This window comes from Serratia sp. BW106 (assembly GCF_002607755.1).
Lineage (GTDB): Bacteria > Pseudomonadota > Gammaproteobacteria > Enterobacterales > Enterobacteriaceae > Serratia > Serratia proteamaculans.
The window spans coordinates 12,802-28,469 of sequence record NZ_MCGS01000034.1 but is presented as its reverse complement, the minus strand read 5'-3'; the positions used below and the strand labels follow the sequence as shown (position 1 = coordinate 28,469).

Genomic DNA, 15,668 nt, shown 5'->3' with positions numbered 1-15,668 from the left:
TATCACTCCTCAATCTTTTTAAGAAATTCATCAACAAACTCTTCAATTTCTGCAACTATAGCAGCATGAGTTGTGTTTGAGTATCGGTTTAATGTTACGGGAATTCCATCTCGAGGTGCATCGGAAAAAATTGTTTTATTTTCTCTAAATATAGAGTTAAATACAGGGACTCGTAATCTTTTCGTTTGGGCGATATACTGTCTTTGAGCTGCAATAGGTTGTTCAGAATGAATCTGAATCATCGTGAAAACAACCCCTAGAATTTCAGGGGACACTCTTTCGTAATCTTCATCTTTGTCCGCGTAAAAATTATAGTCTTTCACTAGGGAATCGACACTGCGTTTTAGATAGTCAATTCCAAGTGTGGATAGGTAATCTGGTTTTGCAGGAATAAGTATTTTATCTGATGCAATTAACGCATTTTTTGTCACTATATTAAAATTAGGAGGGCAATCAATCAATGCAATGTCATAATTCATTTCGTCGCCAAGTTTTTGTAGCTCCTCTCTCAGTTTTCCATGAACTTTTAAATATTTTTTTTGCGTTTGACTTGGGCTTGCTCCACCAAGAAGAGTTGCTAACTCAAGATCGACATTAATTAAGCCAAGATGAGATGATATTAAATCAATACATCCACCTCTAGCTCTAGAATTAAATCTATTATTAACTTGCTCCGGTTTGACTCTTAGGTCGGCTAGTGGCATTGTTTGCTCACCTTGGCTTATGCAATCAAACCAATTTTTTATTGTTTTTTCGTTTTTAAGGTTTTTGTCCCAAAAGTCGGGTGTTAAAAGAGAAAAAGTTAAACTTGCCTGAGCATCCATATCTAAAACCAAAACATTTTTTCCTCTCCATGCTAACTCGGCAGCTAAGTTAGAGGTAACAGTTGTTTTACCAACTCCACCTTTATAGTTAATAATTGAAACTATTTGCATGTTAATTAATTCCTTTTGTTTAATTGCATGTTCGACGTTAATTCCACTGTGATAAAATACATCTAATTTAATTTAACTCAATAATTTTTATCTCGCACTCGTTTACCAAAGTCACTGCAGTTATCCTGTAAGTTATACCCATTCGTATTCATTTCCGCCTGCTGATTTTGTCAATGAAAGAGATCGAAATGTGAAAAGTATAATTTACGGGGCACCAGATCACTGTTGTACTGAAGTCTGTTGAAGGTGGACGTAGGTTAAGGGTGTCCGCCAAGAGGCCGCTATTCTAGAAATATCATGCAATAAATAGAAGGTGAAGTTCGGTGATGTGAGAATTTTATTGAAATTACATGTGGTTATGATTTTTTTGCATAAGTAAGTTTGGATGAATAGGCTCTGAAACGTCTCATCGTAAAAAATATTAAAACTAGATTCTTATCGTGAGTTGGCTACGCATTTAACAGTGCTTATTCTCCTCAGGGTATGTCGGGCCTGCGAAATACTGAAACTGAGTAAAACTGTTTACTGTTATCGACCGAGATGAACTAATGAAAGTTGCACTTCCAGAGGTAGCTAAATTATAACGAGCTGTACAGTTTTTTCTCAAGCGGCCAGCACCAGCGTCGGGGCTTTCACCACCGGATTAATGGCTTTGAATTGTTCAAAACCGCGGAACACCGAAATGGCGTGGTGCTCAAACTCGATCTCCAATAATTTCAAACAAATTGCCACCCGGCGCACATAGGGTGAATCCAGCATGCCAATCAATTGCATCATGTTTTCCTGGGCCTATTCGCCCGATTTAAGTGAATGAATAAACGTCACCAACCACTTGGCTACCGTTTCCGGCGTGTCTTCCATTAAAAAATGTCCTGCTTGTGGGATCACCTGCAGCCTGGCACCGGGAATGTCGCCCTGCAAACGGTAGGCGTAACTTACCGGCTGCCACTCATCGTTCTCACCCCAGAGGATTTACATCGGCAGGCGGAGCTCTGGCAGGCGCTGGGCGAAGTCTTCAGTATCGCGGGCGTCGTAATGGGCGATTTGATGTTGATAAAATGCCGGTTGGCAGACAGTGTGCCACCGGGGTGGCGCTATCAGTCAGGAGACAGGGTGAAGCTGGTCAGCTATGGGCCGGACTGTTTTTACCGCCGCCTGGCGGAAGAGCGACTGAGCGCCGCGGGTATTGCCTGCCAGGTGTCGGTGGAATGTCCGTCGGTGGCGGGGATGTTGGCGGCCATTGCTGCCGGGATGGGCATTGGCCTGCTCAATCAGCAGTCTATCGATCGACGGGTGCAGATCGAGACCCGCTTAGAGCGCCTGCTGCCCTTACCGAACGTGGCGCATGCGTTACGTCTGGGGGCCAAGCGGCACCACCCACTACTGCAAACCTTGCAACAGCAGGTGGTGCAGGCTCTGGGGCCAGCCGCCTTTCCCTGAGCAACGGCGGATGGATGCTGATGGGGTTAAGCGCGACGCGGGTTGGTCAGGCCGAAGTTAAAGTGATTACAGCGATTGCAGAACTCCTTCATCACCGGCGGGGTGTCCATCATCGGTACCTTCACTTCGATAAAGGCCAGCCGATCCTGCCGCGAGGCGTGCTCCAGCGCAATTTCCAACTGTTGAGTGGTTTCTACCGCCACGCTGAACGGCGTCGCCTGGGTGTTGAGTACCGCCGGCAGTTTGGCGTAGTCCCACGGCCCAATATCGTTGTATGACGAGTTCTCCCCGAGAATGTAGCGCTCGATGGTGTAGCCGTCGTTATTAATCAGGAAGATAATCGGCTTCTGATCGTAACGCAGCAGGGTGGAAACTTCCTGCGCGGTCAGTTGGAAGGAGCCATCGCCGATAAACAGCAGATGACGGCGATCCGGTGCGGCCATCATGGTGCCCAACAGCGCCGGTAAGGTATAACCGATCGAGCCCCAGATCGGCTGATTGACCACCTGGACGCCGTCCGGCATCCGCATGCCGCCAATCGCTGCGCCCGAAGTGCCATTCTCTACCACCAGGACATCATCGGCCCGAATAAAGCGTTGCAGGCGCTGCCATAAATAGGCCTGGTCGATCGGGGTTTCGCTCGGCGTCGCCAGCCGATGGCGCGCTTCAGGCAGTGGAGCCGGGTGATAATTTGCCACGCCTTCGCCCAGCGCCAGCAGTGCCTGCAACAGGTCTGCCGTTGCCACTGCCGGGTAAGAAGTGTCACCCAGCTTCACTGAAAACGGTTGAATATCAATTTGCGCGTCGGACGGGATGCGATGCGAGAAATAGCCGGTGGTGGAGTCCACCAGCCGTACCCCAAAGCTCAGCACGCAGTCGGCGTGCGCCATGTGTTCATACAGTTCGGGGCGTGACAGATTGCCGCTGTAACCGCCCATCCAACCCGGTGTGGTTTCCGGAATAATGCATTTGGCCGTCGGCATGTTGGTGAGTGGGATAGCGAATTTATGCGCCACGTCGATCACTAACTGCTGTAGCTGAAAGCGATCCACCATTTGGTCGACCAGAATAATCGGTTTTTTCGCCTGTTTGATCCGCGCCAGCAATGCCATCGCCGCCAGTTGAACATTATATTTGTCGCTGGCCGGCAATTGCGGCGGGGTGATCACCTGAGTAATTTCAATTTCCACATCGCAAATATCGGAAGGTAATTGTAAATAAACCGGTTTCTTTTCCGTCCAGGCACGGGAAATAACCCGGGGGATTTCCACCGCCGCATTTTCCGGTGTAATTAATGCCTGGGCGACGGTGAATTGTTTAAAGCAGTTCATCACGTTATCAAAGTTACCGTCTGCCAGCGTGTGGTGCAGCAGAAGATGGTTTTTCATTGCGTGCAGCGGCGGGGTGCCGGACAGGCAGACCACCGGGGCAGATTCGGCGTAGGCACCGGCAATACCGGACAGCGCGGCCAGATCGCCGACACCGTAGGTGGTGATCAGTGCCCCGGCACCTTTTAGCCGTGCATAGCCGTCGGCCGCATAGGATGCATTCAGTTCATTGCAGTTGCCGATGAACTCAAGGTTATCCTCCTGTTCAATCAATTCCAGCAGCGCCAAATTATAGTCGCCGGGTACGCCATAAATACGATCGATGTTCAGGGTGCGGAGCTGCTGCAGGATGAAAGCTCCAATAGTGATTTTCATGTAATTCTCCGGATTTTTTATCTTTCTTTTATCAGGCAGAGAACAGCAAGTTAATTGCCGACGATGTTGTGTAGAGAACCTTAAAATAACGCTGGACCCGTACAGTCAGGGGGCGCTGGTTAGCTTTAACAATTATTTAAACTATCGGCTTGTTCAAGTTGAGGCGGCTGTCGCGGGGGCGGATGATTTGTATTCCCGGGTTTACGTTGTGACTAATCGGTATTAAAGGTGGGGTTGTCGGCGGTGGTATTTTTCATTGAATGTAATAGAGATGTAAAATCTGGCTTGTGTCGCCAGTTCATAGCGTGCTGAGTGAGTGCCCGGTACTTTTGCCCGCGGATTAAATGGCTACCGGTCATCTGCCCGTTTTTGATGGCACCGACCTCTACGGCAGTGATGTAACTGCATATTTACAGCAGTGCCAGGCGACAGAACCCTTAGCGTGGCAGGAGCGCCGGTAAAACGGCTTTTCAGTCCCGATTAAAAACGTGATCGCCGTTACATTAGCTTGCCGGGCGGCAGTAAAGATTCCGCTACACCTGGCGAAGGAAAGAAGTTTTACCGCATGCCAGCTAACCGCTAGCGCCCTCTGCGCTGACGGCACGATTGCGGAGTTTTCTGACAGACGCTGCACTGAGGGAAGAGTAGCCTGTGCGCCGCAAACCGCCTTTCCGCCTGACGGCAGCTAAACTTAACCAAGTGACAACGAGTAAGAAAAACTGGCTGGATAAATAAGATACAGCTTGATCTTGAGTAGGTGATAGGTAAGAATCCCCGGCCTTATTTTTTACAGGAGTTTGATAATGCTTTTTAAACGGACCGTTTTGGCTTGCACAGTGGCGCTGCTATTTCCTGCACTACCTTCTTACGCTGAGGTTGGTGCCGAAAATAGCAATGCCGTGCAGGCTGAAAAACCGGGCCTGTGGCAGCGTTTCACCCGTAACGTGGCGGAAACCTGGAACAATTCACCAAATAAAGATCTCTATGTGCCGGCGATTACCTGGCATAACCGCTGGACCTACGATCAGGAAAAAATCGACTCCTACAACGAGCGCCCCTGGGGCGGTGGTTATGGCATCTCGCGCTACGACAGCGACGGTGACTGGCATGGTCTCTATCTGATGGTATTCAAGGATTCGTTCAATAAGTGGGAACCGATCGGCGGTTACGCTTATGAGAAGATCTGGCGGCCGCTGGAGGACAAGGATTTCCGTTTGGGTCTGGGCTTTACCGCCAGTATTACCGCGCGCGATAACTGGAATTACATTCCTATCCCGGCGCCGTTGCCTCTGGCCTCTATCGGCTACAAACAACTGACCTTTCAGGCCACCTATATTCCCGGTACCTACAATAACGGTAACGTGTTCTTTGGCTGGTTCCGTTGGCAGTTCTGATCGCCGTCGGGTCGTTCATTCTGCCACCCCCAATTCTCCCTGTCGTGCGTTTCCCAGCCAGAAAATTACCTGAATTCTGAAAAAATCGCTGCATTGTCAGATAAAAGGAACTTGTCGCGGGTGGTGGCGTCCGAAGAGGTGACCCAGCGCATTGCGCTTATTGCACACGATATGCCCACCTGATTTCTCCCGCCGCAGAGCCAGGGGAAACAGGCAGGGATGGCGAGATAAACAGGAGTTTTACCCCATGAACACCAAGCATCGTTTACTGTTGGCGCTGACATTGACCACCGCTATGACCTGTGGGGCGGCTCAGGCTGCCGGATTGATGGATTCCCTGAGCAGCGCAGCCGGTGAGCTGAGCAAGTCAGGCGACAGCACGGGCGGCACTTCACTGTCCTCGCTGACCGGCTTGCTGAACGGTGGCGATAAAGCGCTGAGCTCCAGCAGCATGACTAATGCCGCCGGTATCCTGCAGTACTGTGTGAAAAACAACGTACTGTCAGCCAATGGCGTTCAAGGCGTGCAAGACAAACTGTTGGGCAAATTGGGCATCAGCAGCACTGAGAACGCCAAGAGCCAGGACTACCAGCAAGGGCTGGGCGGTCTGCTGCAAACCGGCGAAGGCAAGAGCCTGGATTTGAACAGCCTGGGCACTTCGCAAATCACCGAAAAAGTGAAGCAAAAAGCCTGTGATCTGGTCCTGAAGCAGGGCGCGTCCTTCATTTCCTGATAACGTAAACGGCGGTTGCTTATGCACCGCCGTTTTTAATTTGTATAAGCTGAAAAAATGAAAAAAATTCTGATGGTCTCCCTGCTTGCAGGGATGGCGATGCTACAGGGCTGCACCATGAAATCCAACGATGCGCCACCTCCACCGCAGATGAAACCGATCGGCATGGCCAACCCGGCAGACGTTTATTGCACCGAGATCGGCGGCAAATTGAATGCCAAACAAAATGCCAACGGCCAGTATTCCACCTGCACCTTGCCTAATGGCCAGGAAATTGAAAGCTGGGAACTGTTCCGTCGTGACCACCCGGTGAAGAAATAAGCGCTCGGGTTAAAACTCACGATCGCTGATCGGCTGGAGCCGCACGCTGCCGTCCGTTTGCGTATTGAGCGGCAGCCGCCAGTCCAGATGGCTGCTGAGGGTGAAGGGCCTGGAACGGAAGTTACAGCCGCTTTTGATGTTTCTGATCTTCATGATGTATTCGCCGGCCGGATTGGTTTTGATATTGAAACTGCCAGCAGCGGGAATAAACACTTCAGCCAGCTGTTGTGGCTGGCCGGGCGTTTCCAGTTTGACCAGCACCGGAAAATCGTTGTTTTGATTGTCCAGTGTCAGCTGCTGCAAGCGACCGCTGTTTTTGTGCTCTGGTTGATGCAGGTAACCGGCCGACGCGGGCCAGGGTTGTCCGGCATTGTCATGCAGCGGGCCTCCGCACTGTTCGCGAGCCTCGCGCAGCGGCATTTCACGCTGGATGGCCCGGTTGTAATCCGTGGGGGTGATCGAGACAAACTCATCGTCATTTTGATGGGCACGCAGATAGCGTTTGGTGCTGAACACCCCAACGGCAATCAGCATAAAGAAGATAAAAATCGTCAGGCGACTCCTGAAAATCCCGCCAAACAGCCTGCCCGGCAATTGAAACAGCCACTTCACTATTTTTGACAGCATCTTTTTCCCTTAGCGCCCAAGCCGTTACGTTCTGCGGTAACGTTGCCTGCCTCAGTATAGCCAAATCGTTCGCCAAGAGGTGAGCGTCTCATGAAATTCCCGTGTTTACCCGCTTCCTTCTCCCAGCAACAGCAGCAGTAAATGCCCACAACGACGGCAACCGCAAAACTCAGCAGCCCAGCCCTGTTCTCGAATTATTTGTACGTTTTTGCACGTTTGTGTACATTGATGATCACTTGTTCGCCAGCGAGAGGCAAAATGTCCAAACTGTTACCCAACCAACGTCATGAGGCGATCCTCACCACGCTGCAGCAGCAGGGGCGAGTGCTGGCGGTTGAAATGGCGGAACGTCTGAATACCACCGAAGCGACCATTCGGCGCGATCTGCGTCAGTTGGCGGCACAAAACCTGTGTAAACGCATCTATGGCGGAGCACTGGCCCCCACACCGGCAACCGGGCCGATCGGGGATCGACTGCATTTGAGCGGTGATGAGAAACAGGCTTTGGCGCTGGCCGCACTGGCGCTAATCGAGGAAGGGCAGGTGATTTTCCTCGATGCCGGTAGCACCCATCTTTATCTGGCCGATCTGTTGCCCCCTGACCAGCGGCTGACGGTGGTGACTAACGCGCTGAGTATCGCCGCTAAAATGCTGGAACGGCCGGGGATCCGCACTATTTTAATTGGCGGTGAGCTGGATGCCGACATCGGCGGCTGTGTCGATGCCAAAGCGGTGCAGGAAATTGACGGTTTTCATTTCGACATCGCTTTCACCGGCATCTGCGCTTACGACCCGGCCAGCGGTTTCTCGGCGTTGAATTATCAGGATGCCCAGTTCAAGAAACGCCTGTTGACGCGTTCCGGTAACGTAGCGGTGCTCTGTACCGGCGACAAATTGAATACCTACGCCCCCTACAGTTTCCTGCCTGCCAACCGCGTCGATTATTTGGTGACGCCGCCTGGCCGACATCCACAGCTCGAACAGCAGGTGACCCACAGCGGTGGCAAGGTGCTGTACAGCGACTCATCAATTGGAGAGTGAAATGAAAATAGCCCATGTTGCCCTGTGGACCCGCGATATTGATGCCCAGGTGGCGTTCTGGCAGCGTTACTTTAACGGCGTTGCCGGAGAATTGTACGTTAGCAAAAACCGCCCGGGTTTTGTTTCCCGTTTTGTCAGCCTGGCTAGCGGTCCGACGCTGGAGATCATGGGTTTACCGGCGTTGCTACCGGCGGATCAGGCCGAGGAACGTGTGGGTTGGGCGCACATTGCGCTGTCGTTAGGCGACGAGGACCTTGTCGACCAGTTAGCGCAGCGTGCGCAGCAGGAGGGGATCCTGCAGGCGCCGCCGCGCTGGACCGGCGATGGTTTTTACGAAGCGATCATCCGCGATCCGGACGGTAACGCCATTGAAATCACCGGCTGATCACTCTTCTTCAATGATGGCGAACTGCTGCGCCAGATAGTCGAGCAGCAGCCGCACCGCCGGCAGTAACCCACGGCGTGACGGGTAAACCGCGTGCACCACGCCGCCCTGTGGCTGCCAGCCGGGTAACAGTTGCACCAGTTCCCCACGCAGGATGTTATCGCGCATCATCATCGAGGGCAGTTGCACAATACCGGCACCGGCAATCGCGGCAGTACGCAGCATCAGCATATCGTCAGTCACCAGCCGTGGCGTGTGTTCCCACTCCACTTTTTCACCGTCCGGCCCGGTCAATTGCCACAGGTGCTGCGCGCGTGCGGGACCAAGATCGAGCGTGGGATATTTATGCAGATCCTCTGGCCGTTGTACCGGGCCGAGGGTGCGCACCAGTGCCGGGCTGGCAGCGACGCACCAGGTACGCTGCGCCAGGATCTTCAGCACCAGATCGCTGTCTTCCAGCGGCGGCGGCCGCACGCGGATCGCCAGATCCAACCCTTCTCCCACCACATCTACCCGGCGGTTGGTGGCATCCAGATGCACCGTGACTTTCGGGTAATCGGCCATAAAGGCCGCCACCATACTGCCGACCCGGGTATGCAAGATCGCCACCGGACAGGACATACGCACCGTACCGCAGGGTTCGGCGCGGGTTTGTTCGATCGCCTGCTGTGCCGCATCGGCTTCTACCAGCATCGCCTTACAGTGGGCATAGTAGTTCTGACCGACCTCAGTGACGGAGAAACGTCGCGTAGAGCGCTGGATCAGGCGAACACCCAGACGTTCTTCCAGCAGCGCCACGCGGCGGCTCAGTTTGGACTTCGGGATGCCCAGCGCACGACTGGCGGGGGCGAATCCCTGATGGTCGACCACGCTGGCGAAATAAAACAGATCGTTCAAGTCGGTGAACATCGCCTGTCCTTATCGTTCTATAAATAGAACGCTGAGTGTACATCTTGCCTACTACTGCAGCAAATGGCGTTGGATTAAACTTCTGGCATCAACCTAAGGTCGTGAGACCTGAAACAGGAGTTCAAGATGAAAAAGATCCTCGGTATTTACAACAGCCCTGAAGCCCACTGGGTCGGCAACGGCTTCCTGGTGAATTCGCTGTTCTCCTATAACGATCTGGGGGCGGAAATGAGCCCGTTCCTGCTGTTGGATCATGCGGCGCCAACCAAGTTCCGCTCTGCTTCCGGCACCCGTGGCGTTGGCCAGCACCCGCATCGCGGGTTTGAAACGGTGACCATCGTCTACCAAGGGGAAGTCGAGCACCGCGATTCCACCGGCAGCGGCGGGGTGATTGGCCCTGGTGATGTGCAGTGGATGACCGCCGCCTCAGGTATTTTGCACGAAGAGTTCCATTCCCGGGATTTCTCGCGCAATGGCGGCACCATGGAAATGGTCCAGCTGTGGGTGAACCTGCCGGCCAAGGACAAAATGGCTGAGCCGGGTTACCAGACGCTGTTGAATGCGGATATCCCGGTGGTTCCACTGGCAGACGGCGCAGGGCAGGTTCGGGTGATCGCCGGTAGCTTCGGCGATGCAGCCGGCCCGGCACGCACCTTCAGCCCGCTCAATGTCTGGGACATGAAGCTGAACGCCGGTCATACCACCACGTTGACAGTGCAAGAAGGCCATACGCTGGCGCTGGTAATGCTGCACGGGGCTATTCATGTTAACGGCGAGGAAGTGGTGCGTGAAACCCAAATGGTCAGGTTTGACCGGGCGGGGGATTCAATCACCATCGAAGCCAACAACGACGTCAGTTTGTTGGTACTGAGCGGCGAGCCGATCGACGAGCCTATCGTTGGTCATGGTCCGTTCGTGATGAACAGCAACGCGGAAATCCAGCAGGCTTTCCATGACTTCAACGGTGGCAAATTCGGCAGCATGGCGACAGAGCATGACGTCGGCTAAACCCATCCACACCCGAGAACCGATCCGGTAAAACAATGCCGGATCCGGTTCTACACTTTAAGACAACCTCTGCGCTCTGGCCTAACGGCCAAGGGCACTTTTAACCCCAATAATCAAAACCCCACAGGAGTAAACCATGACTGCAAATTACAAACGCCTCGACAAGGATCAGGCCGCCGTATTGCTGGTGGATCATCAGGCAGGGCTGCTTTCACTGGTACGAGATATCGATCCCGATCGTTTCAAAAATAACGTACTGGCACTGGGGGATTTAGCGAAGTATTTCAACCTGCCGACCATTCTGACCACCAGTTTTGAAGACGGCCCCAACGGCCCGCTGGTACCGGAGCTAAAAGCTCAATTCCCCGATGCGCCCTTTATTCCTCGCCCTGGACAGATTAATGCCTGGGACAACGATGACTTCGTCAAGGCAGTGAAAGCGACCGGGCGTAAGCAGTTGATTATTGCCGGGGTAGTTACCGAGGTGTGCGTGGCCTTCCCGGCGCTGTCTGCCCTCAGCGAAGGTTTTGAGGTGTTTGTAGTCACCGACGCCTCCGGCACCTTTAATGAACTGACGCGCCAATCCGCCTGGAGCCGCATGGAAGCCGAAGGCGCACAGCTGATGACCTGGTTCGGCGTCGCCTGCGAACTGCATCGCGACTGGCGCAATGATGTCGAAGGGCTGGGTGCACTGTTTGCCAACCATATCCCCGACTACCGCAACCTGATGACCAGCTACAGCACGCTGACCAGCGGTAAGTAATGCGATACAGGAAATACACGCCGATGAGTCTTTATATAATCCTTAATTTTTCATCACGTTAGCGGTGGGGTGTAAGCAAAGAGTATCGGGGTGAAAAGGTCGTGAAAAGCGACTTTCTCATGTGCCGGGGGCGGGGTAGGTTAAGCCCAATCCCGGCCAGTGCGGCCAAGCATTATGAAGTCCGCGTTTCGGTGGTGGCATTGCCGGATAAACCCCTGGCTCCTTCGGTGCCTTAAACGGGTCTGCTGGCTCTGAGGGGGAATGCGCGTTAGTCTGGAGGCATTCCCTCAGGAGGCCAAATGAATCGGTCAACGCTCCCCCCTTATCTGCGGCCTGGTGATCGGGTGTTGTTATTCGATGGAGAATGCAACCTGTGTCACGGGCTGGTGCGATTTTTGATCCGTGCCGATCGGCAGGGCAAGATCCTGCTGGCCACGGTGCAATCCGAGGAAGGGCAGGCGATCCTGCGTTGGCTGGCGTTACCCACCGACCGTTTTGACTCCATTGTTTACCTGCAACAAGACCAGCACTGGTTACGTTCAGCCGCATTTTTTCAGGCACTGCGCCAGCTTGGCTGGCCATTTCGCCTGCTGGCATGGGCCCGCTTTCTGCCGCAGCGGCTGGCGGACGCGCTTTACAATGCGGTTGCGAGCAACCGCTACCGATTGTTTGGCCGCAATCAGGGCACCGCCTTGCCCGGTGAGCATTTACCAGGGCGTTATTTGCATCATCGCAGTGAGTAAATCTGCTGAGCTTTACGCTTCTTTACCCTTTAATCGATTGAAATATCAGCACTCCGGCCCCATATAATGGAACGTTCAGTCAATCAGGAGAGGGTATGGGAATCAGTGAAGAAGAGCACATTCGCCGTTTAAGCCAGGAAAAGAATGCGGTGGGAAATACGGCGAAATGGGTGGCGATGGTCTCTGCCATTTACTTCGCCATGATGGTGTTTTATGGCCATCCGATTGGCGTACTGACTATGTCCGGGCTGATTTTTATCGTCGCCACCACCACCTGGCTGAAGAAGCGCCAAAAGGTGAGGTCCTATCGCCGGGAACTGGCGAAAATCAATGATGATCCGCCGTCTCAGCAGCTCTGATACTCGCTGCGCAGCAGGCTGTAAACCAGGCTTGGCCTATCGCCGGGCACGTCATCCAGGGTATCTACCAAACGTAAACCCGCTTTTTCCAGCACGCGGCACGAGGCCAGATTTTTTTCACGTACAATCGCGGAAATTTCTGCCAGCCGTAGCTGTTCAAAACCATATTCCAGTGAAGCTTGCGCCAGTTCGGTCGCCAATCCACGGCCCCAAACCTGCGTATCAAAGCGATAGCCCAGATTTACCGTGCGCTGTGCCCCCAGTGGCCGCCAGGAAATCCCGCCAAATCCAATAATCCACTCCGGCCGTTCATGTAATGCAATCGCCCAGGAACCATAGCCGTGCTGCTGCCAGTTTTCGATCCGTTCAGTCAGTGCCTGTCGTGCCAACTGTTCACTGGCGACAGGTCCGGCGGGGTTAAAGCGTTGAGTTTCCGGATCGCCAAAAATGGCGTAAAAGCGGGCAACATCGTCGGCCACCGGCGGACGCATCAGCATACGGACGCTAACAAAAAGGGGCGTAGGGGGCATTTGCGGCATGGCTTCTTGTCACCTGTGGTCATTGGGCAGGGTTAACTGTAGACCAGGATGCGGGGAACAAGAAACACTAAACCCCTCCCCGGACGGAGAGGGGGGCTGCATCAGATAAACGAATCGTCGTCGTTGTAGTCGTCATCCGAGAAGTCGGTGTTATCGTCGTTTTGATAATCCGCGTTCTGGAAGCCGTTGTCCTGATTGAGGAAGCGACTATCGCCACCGTTGAAGGTGTCGAGGTTGTTGGAGGCGTCGAAATTATTCATCGCGCTGTCATCTACCGGTGTCACCGGTGCTGCTGGGGTCTCGTCGATGATGTTCACAATCTCTTGCGGCTGCGAATGGCGGAACATGCCGGTCAGCATATCGGCCAGCACCACACCGCCCGCCACGCCGGCTGCGGTCTGTAATGCCCCTCCGAGGAACCCGCCGGCGCGTGAAGGTGCTGCCTGCTGAGGTTGACTGTAGGTCGGCTGCTGCTGTTGCTGTTGCGGAGCATAGCCCGGCTGCGGCTGATTGTTCCAGGCCGCGTTATTCTGCTGTTGTGCCTGATACTGCTCGCGCGGGCTTGGCGTACTGCGGTTACCGCCGCCGAACAGCCCGGCCAGAAAACCGCCGCTGCTTGGCGGGTTGGCACTATTTTGCTGCTGTTGGGCAATCTGGCTTTCCAGATCTTTCACCCGTTGGTCCAACTGCTTCAGTGCCGCTTCCTGAATGATCATCGCCTGCGCCATGTAATAGGGGGCGGAAGGTTGTTCACGAATGTGCTGATTGATTTGCTGTTCTGCCTGGAGATCCCTCTGGCCCGTCTTGGTCTCGGCTTCTTTCAAGCGGCCAAACAGACCATCGATAAGACGTTGTTCTTCGGATTGCATAGGATTACCTCAAGGAGATTAATAACGTTACTGGATGATGACTATCATCGGTAGCTATCACCCTAGCGCGTTTATATGAACCAATAAATAAATGGCAGGTAAACCTGTTCATGAATTTGTTACCAGTTACGGCAAAGGGATCAGCATCACCAGCTTCAGCCCGCTATTTTCCGCCGGATTAAACGTCAGTTGCCGATAGCGCAACGCCCCCTGCTGCAAATGGGTGAATGCTCGCTCGCCTCCCTCCCGCGCCAGCACGTCCTGCTGTTTCCACCAGTGGTGAAAGGCCTCGCTGTTGTGCGTCATGTTGCGCACGAAAGCGCGTATCTCTTCGGTGTTCTGGTGGTGGCTGGTTTCGGCACGGAACTCGGCGACCACGCGCCGTGCACGATCGTCCCAGTCGCTGACCAACGTTTTTGCCAACGGGTGGAAAAACATAAAGTGCAGCAGATTGGGGCTGCCGGCCTGATCCAGCCAGCCGCTGAACAGGCTCTCCGCCTGTGGGTTCCAGGCGACGACATTCCAGGTGATATCCAGCAGGTAGCAAGGCACGGTCACCTGGTGAACACTTTGCAAAACGGCACTGTTGGCCGTTTCCTGATGATGCTCCTGCTCGGGATCGGCTACGCGCGCCAGGGTAAACAGGTAGTGGCGTTCGGCTGGCCCCAGCCGCAGTGCTTTGGCAATGCGTGCCAGCGTATGGGGTGATATGGAAACCTCGCGCCCCTGTTCTATCCAGGTATACCAGGTGGCGCTGATGCCGCTGATTTGAGCCAGCTCTTCACGACGCAGGCCGCTGGTGCGACGGCGCGGGGCGCTGGGTAACCCCAGCATTTCCGGTGTGATACGTTCACGGTGCGCACGCAGGAAGGCACCCAGGGCTTTAGGGCCGGACAAGGCTTCTGATTGCATAGACTGGTACCTTCTGATACTAGGATAACTGCTTATATTGTACCCGTATAATAAGGCGATTATAGTCATTAAAAGCCATCCGGCACAGGCGAAAGCCATACAATAATAAGGGAGCACCTATGAGCATCAGCAATAGCCATAAAAATGCGGTTGACCGTCAGTTTGGTGAGCAAGCCAGCGCCTATCTGACTAGCGCAGTGCATGCACAGGGAAAGGATTTACAGCGGCTGGCACGATTGTTGGAACCTCACACCAACGCCAGATTACTGGATCTGGGTTGCGGCGCTGGGCACGCCAGCTTTACTGCAGCAGCCAAAGTGGCGCAGGTGGTAGCCTATGATTTGTCGGCGCAGATGCTGGCAGTGGTAAGCCAGGCGGCGATAGATAAAGGTTTCAACAACATTAAGGTACAGCAGGGCGTGGCGGAATCCTTGCCGTTTGACGATGCGAGCTTTGATCTGGTGATCAGCCGCTACTCGGCACACCATTGGCATGACGTCGGCCAGGCATTGCGCGAAGTTCGACGGGTGCTGAAACCGGGTGGCAGAGCGATCTTTATGGATGTGGTTTCACCGGGGCATCCGCTGCTGGATATCTATCTGCAAACCGTTGAGGTGCTGCGCGATACATCACATGTGCGCAATTATGCCCCAGGCGAATGGTTGGGCTTGCTGACAGAGTCTGGATTGTTGGTACAGGAAGTGACGTCGGACCGGCTGCATCTGGAGTTCAGCAGTTGGGTAGAGCGGATGCGTACGCCGGAGCATTTCGTTACCGCGATCCGTGCTTATCAGCAGGGGGTTTCTGAAGAGGTGATGCGGCATTTTGCCATCGAACCGGACGGAACATTCACCAGCGATATTATGATGTTTGAGGTAGTCAGAGGATAAATAACATCAGGGCAGCTAATAGACCCTTTATTTTTCCGATTGCAGCGGGTTGGCTGCAATCGGAAATTCATGGGATATAGTGACTGCCCTGACCGAT

The 15,668-nt window shown here is 53.7% G+C and carries 18 protein-coding genes and 2 pseudogenes; 11 read left to right on the top strand and 9 right to left on the bottom strand.

Annotated elements, in window-relative coordinates:
- Positions 1–2: 2 nt before the first annotated feature.
- The 3 genes and pseudogenes from BEI65_RS20560 to BEI65_RS27415 all read right to left on the bottom strand — a co-directional run.
- Positions 3–935 (bottom strand): ParA family protein, encoded by a 933-nt coding sequence (locus tag BEI65_RS20560; RefSeq protein WP_099064892.1) that lies wholly within the window; start codon positions 933–935, stop codon positions 3–5.
- Positions 936–1,547: 612 nt separating this feature from the next.
- A pseudogene (locus tag BEI65_RS20555) lies at positions 1,548–1,709 on the bottom strand (glutathione S-transferase N-terminal domain-containing protein); the annotation flags it as partial.
- A 15-nt stretch (positions 1,710–1,724) separates the two neighbouring features.
- A pseudogene (locus BEI65_RS27415) lies at positions 1,725–2,009 on the bottom strand (alpha/beta fold hydrolase); the annotation flags it as partial.
- Here BEI65_RS27415 and BEI65_RS27240 point away from each other — a divergent pair.
- A complete protein-coding gene (locus tag BEI65_RS27240) occupies positions 1,971–2,375 on the top strand; it encodes a LysR substrate-binding domain-containing protein (RefSeq protein WP_369804773.1) in 405 nt (134 codons plus the stop codon). The pseudogene BEI65_RS27415 and the gene BEI65_RS27240 sit on opposite strands and share 39 nt — an antisense overlap.
- Before the next feature lie 26 nt (positions 2,376–2,401).
- Here the strand turns inward: BEI65_RS27240 and BEI65_RS20540 are convergent, their stop codons facing one another.
- Positions 2,402–4,078 carry an alpha-keto acid decarboxylase family protein gene (locus BEI65_RS20540; RefSeq protein ID WP_099064891.1) on the bottom strand — a complete coding sequence of 559 codons (1,677 nt, stop codon included), beginning with the start codon at positions 4,076–4,078 and terminating at the stop codon, positions 2,402–2,404.
- An 803-nt stretch (positions 4,079–4,881) separates the two neighbouring features.
- Here BEI65_RS20540 and pagP point away from each other — a divergent pair.
- The 3 genes from pagP to BEI65_RS20525 all read left to right on the top strand — a co-directional run bounded on the left by pagP (position 4,882) and on the right by BEI65_RS20525 (position 6,526).
- Positions 4,882–5,472 carry a lipid IV(A) palmitoyltransferase PagP gene (gene pagP, locus BEI65_RS20535; RefSeq protein ID WP_099064890.1) on the top strand — a complete coding sequence of 197 codons (591 nt, stop codon included), beginning with the start codon at positions 4,882–4,884 and terminating at the stop codon, positions 5,470–5,472.
- Between the two features lie 247 nt (positions 5,473–5,719).
- Complete coding sequence (locus BEI65_RS20530) at positions 5,720–6,205, top strand: DUF2501 domain-containing protein (RefSeq protein ID WP_099064889.1); 486 nt, start codon at positions 5,720–5,722, stop codon at positions 6,203–6,205.
- Between the two features lie 57 nt (positions 6,206–6,262).
- Positions 6,263–6,526 (top strand): DUF333 domain-containing protein, encoded by a 264-nt coding sequence (locus tag BEI65_RS20525; protein ID WP_085115377.1) that lies wholly within the window; start codon positions 6,263–6,265, stop codon positions 6,524–6,526.
- Positions 6,527–6,535: 9 nt separating this feature from the next.
- On the opposite strand, the gene BEI65_RS20520 is transcribed toward BEI65_RS20525, so the two are convergent.
- Positions 6,536–7,153 carry a hypothetical protein gene (locus BEI65_RS20520; RefSeq protein WP_099064888.1) on the bottom strand — a complete coding sequence of 206 codons (618 nt, stop codon included), beginning with the start codon at positions 7,151–7,153 and terminating at the stop codon, positions 6,536–6,538.
- 258 nt (positions 7,154–7,411) lie between these two features.
- On the opposite strand from BEI65_RS20520, the gene BEI65_RS20515 reads away from it, so the two are divergent.
- The gene (locus BEI65_RS20515; RefSeq protein ID WP_099064887.1) at positions 7,412–8,194 is read left to right on the top strand and encodes a DeoR/GlpR family DNA-binding transcription regulator; all 783 of its coding nucleotides are present in this window, start codon (positions 7,412–7,414) and stop codon (positions 8,192–8,194) included.
- A 1-nt stretch (position 8,195) separates the two neighbouring features.
- Positions 8,196–8,579: a VOC family protein gene (locus BEI65_RS20510; protein WP_099064886.1), complete on the top strand. Its 384-nt coding sequence runs from the start codon at positions 8,196–8,198 to the stop codon at positions 8,577–8,579.
- Here BEI65_RS20510 and BEI65_RS20505 read toward each other — a convergent pair whose 3' ends face one another.
- Positions 8,580–9,488, bottom strand: coding sequence for a LysR family transcriptional regulator (locus tag BEI65_RS20505; protein ID WP_099064885.1), 909 nt, complete (start codon positions 9,486–9,488; stop codon positions 8,580–8,582).
- Positions 9,489–9,614: 126 nt separating this feature from the next.
- Between BEI65_RS20505 and BEI65_RS20500 the strand changes: the two genes are divergently transcribed.
- The 4 genes from BEI65_RS20500 to BEI65_RS20485 all read left to right on the top strand — a co-directional run bounded on the left by BEI65_RS20500 (position 9,615) and on the right by BEI65_RS20485 (position 12,361).
- Entirely contained in the window at positions 9,615–10,496 is an 882-nt protein-coding gene (locus BEI65_RS20500; protein WP_085115380.1) for a pirin family protein, read from the top strand.
- Between the two features lie 136 nt (positions 10,497–10,632).
- On the top strand, positions 10,633–11,259 hold the full coding sequence (ycaC, locus tag BEI65_RS20495) for an isochorismate family cysteine hydrolase YcaC (protein ID WP_012005442.1): 627 nt from the start codon (positions 10,633–10,635) through the stop codon (positions 11,257–11,259).
- Between the two features lie 299 nt (positions 11,260–11,558).
- The gene (locus tag BEI65_RS20490; RefSeq protein ID WP_099064884.1) at positions 11,559–12,002 is read left to right on the top strand and encodes a thiol-disulfide oxidoreductase DCC family protein; all 444 of its coding nucleotides are present in this window, start codon (positions 11,559–11,561) and stop codon (positions 12,000–12,002) included.
- Positions 12,003–12,097: 95 nt separating this feature from the next.
- Positions 12,098–12,361, top strand: coding sequence for a hypothetical protein (locus BEI65_RS20485; RefSeq protein ID WP_099064883.1), 264 nt, complete (start codon positions 12,098–12,100; stop codon positions 12,359–12,361).
- Here the strand turns inward: BEI65_RS20485 and BEI65_RS20480 are convergent.
- From BEI65_RS20480 to BEI65_RS20470, 3 genes are all read right to left on the bottom strand, one after another.
- The gene (locus tag BEI65_RS20480; protein WP_099064882.1) at positions 12,349–12,900 is read right to left on the bottom strand and encodes a GNAT family N-acetyltransferase; all 552 of its coding nucleotides are present in this window, start codon (positions 12,898–12,900) and stop codon (positions 12,349–12,351) included. The genes BEI65_RS20485 and BEI65_RS20480 overlap by 13 nt on opposite strands.
- Positions 12,901–13,001: 101 nt before the next feature.
- Positions 13,002–13,769 (bottom strand): DUF2076 domain-containing protein, encoded by a 768-nt coding sequence (locus BEI65_RS20475; RefSeq protein ID WP_099064881.1) that lies wholly within the window; start codon positions 13,767–13,769, stop codon positions 13,002–13,004.
- A gap of 126 nt (positions 13,770–13,895) precedes the next feature.
- Positions 13,896–14,681, bottom strand: a complete 786-nt coding sequence (locus tag BEI65_RS20470) for a helix-turn-helix transcriptional regulator (protein ID WP_099064880.1) — start codon at positions 14,679–14,681, stop codon at positions 13,896–13,898.
- 119 nt (positions 14,682–14,800) lie between these two features.
- Between BEI65_RS20470 and BEI65_RS20465 the strand changes: the two genes are divergently transcribed.
- Entirely contained in the window at positions 14,801–15,571 is a 771-nt protein-coding gene (locus tag BEI65_RS20465) for a class I SAM-dependent methyltransferase (protein ID WP_099064879.1), read from the top strand.
- Positions 15,572–15,668 lie beyond the last annotated feature (97 nt).

Bases quoted from the DNA above. Each gene is read 5' to 3' on its own strand.
- BEI65_RS20560 (WP_099064892.1), bottom strand. From the start codon at position 935: ATGCAAATAGTTTCAATTATTAACTATAAAGGTGGAGTTGGTAAAACA.
- BEI65_RS20470 (WP_099064880.1), bottom strand. From the start codon at position 14,681: ATGCAATCAGAAGCCTTGTCCGGCCCTAAAGCCCTGGGTGCCTTCCTG.
- BEI65_RS20490 (WP_099064884.1), top strand. From the start codon at position 11,559: ATGAATCGGTCAACGCTCCCCCCTTATCTGCGGCCTGGTGATCGGGTG.
- BEI65_RS20505 (WP_099064885.1), bottom strand. From the start codon at position 9,488: ATGTTCACCGACTTGAACGATCTGTTTTATTTCGCCAGCGTGGTCGAC.
- BEI65_RS20530 (WP_099064889.1), top strand. From the start codon at position 5,720: ATGAACACCAAGCATCGTTTACTGTTGGCGCTGACATTGACCACCGCT.
- BEI65_RS20525 (WP_085115377.1), top strand. From the start codon at position 6,263: ATGAAAAAAATTCTGATGGTCTCCCTGCTTGCAGGGATGGCGATGCTA.
- BEI65_RS20485 (WP_099064883.1), top strand. From the start codon at position 12,098: ATGGGAATCAGTGAAGAAGAGCACATTCGCCGTTTAAGCCAGGAAAAG.
- pagP (WP_099064890.1), top strand. From the start codon at position 4,882: ATGCTTTTTAAACGGACCGTTTTGGCTTGCACAGTGGCGCTGCTATTT.
- BEI65_RS20520 (WP_099064888.1), bottom strand. From the start codon at position 7,153: ATGCTGTCAAAAATAGTGAAGTGGCTGTTTCAATTGCCGGGCAGGCTG.
- BEI65_RS20500 (WP_085115380.1), top strand. From the start codon at position 9,615: ATGAAAAAGATCCTCGGTATTTACAACAGCCCTGAAGCCCACTGGGTC.
- BEI65_RS27240 (WP_369804773.1), top strand. From the start codon at position 1,971: ATGGGCGATTTGATGTTGATAAAATGCCGGTTGGCAGACAGTGTGCCA.
- BEI65_RS20480 (WP_099064882.1), bottom strand. From the start codon at position 12,900: ATGCCGCAAATGCCCCCTACGCCCCTTTTTGTTAGCGTCCGTATGCTG.
- BEI65_RS20515 (WP_099064887.1), top strand. From the start codon at position 7,412: ATGTCCAAACTGTTACCCAACCAACGTCATGAGGCGATCCTCACCACG.
- BEI65_RS20540 (WP_099064891.1), bottom strand. From the start codon at position 4,078: ATGAAAATCACTATTGGAGCTTTCATCCTGCAGCAGCTCCGCACCCTG.
- ycaC (WP_012005442.1), top strand. From the start codon at position 10,633: ATGACTGCAAATTACAAACGCCTCGACAAGGATCAGGCCGCCGTATTG.
- BEI65_RS20465 (WP_099064879.1), top strand. From the start codon at position 14,801: ATGAGCATCAGCAATAGCCATAAAAATGCGGTTGACCGTCAGTTTGGT.
- BEI65_RS20475 (WP_099064881.1), bottom strand. From the start codon at position 13,769: ATGCAATCCGAAGAACAACGTCTTATCGATGGTCTGTTTGGCCGCTTG.
- BEI65_RS20510 (WP_099064886.1), top strand. From the start codon at position 8,196: ATGAAAATAGCCCATGTTGCCCTGTGGACCCGCGATATTGATGCCCAG.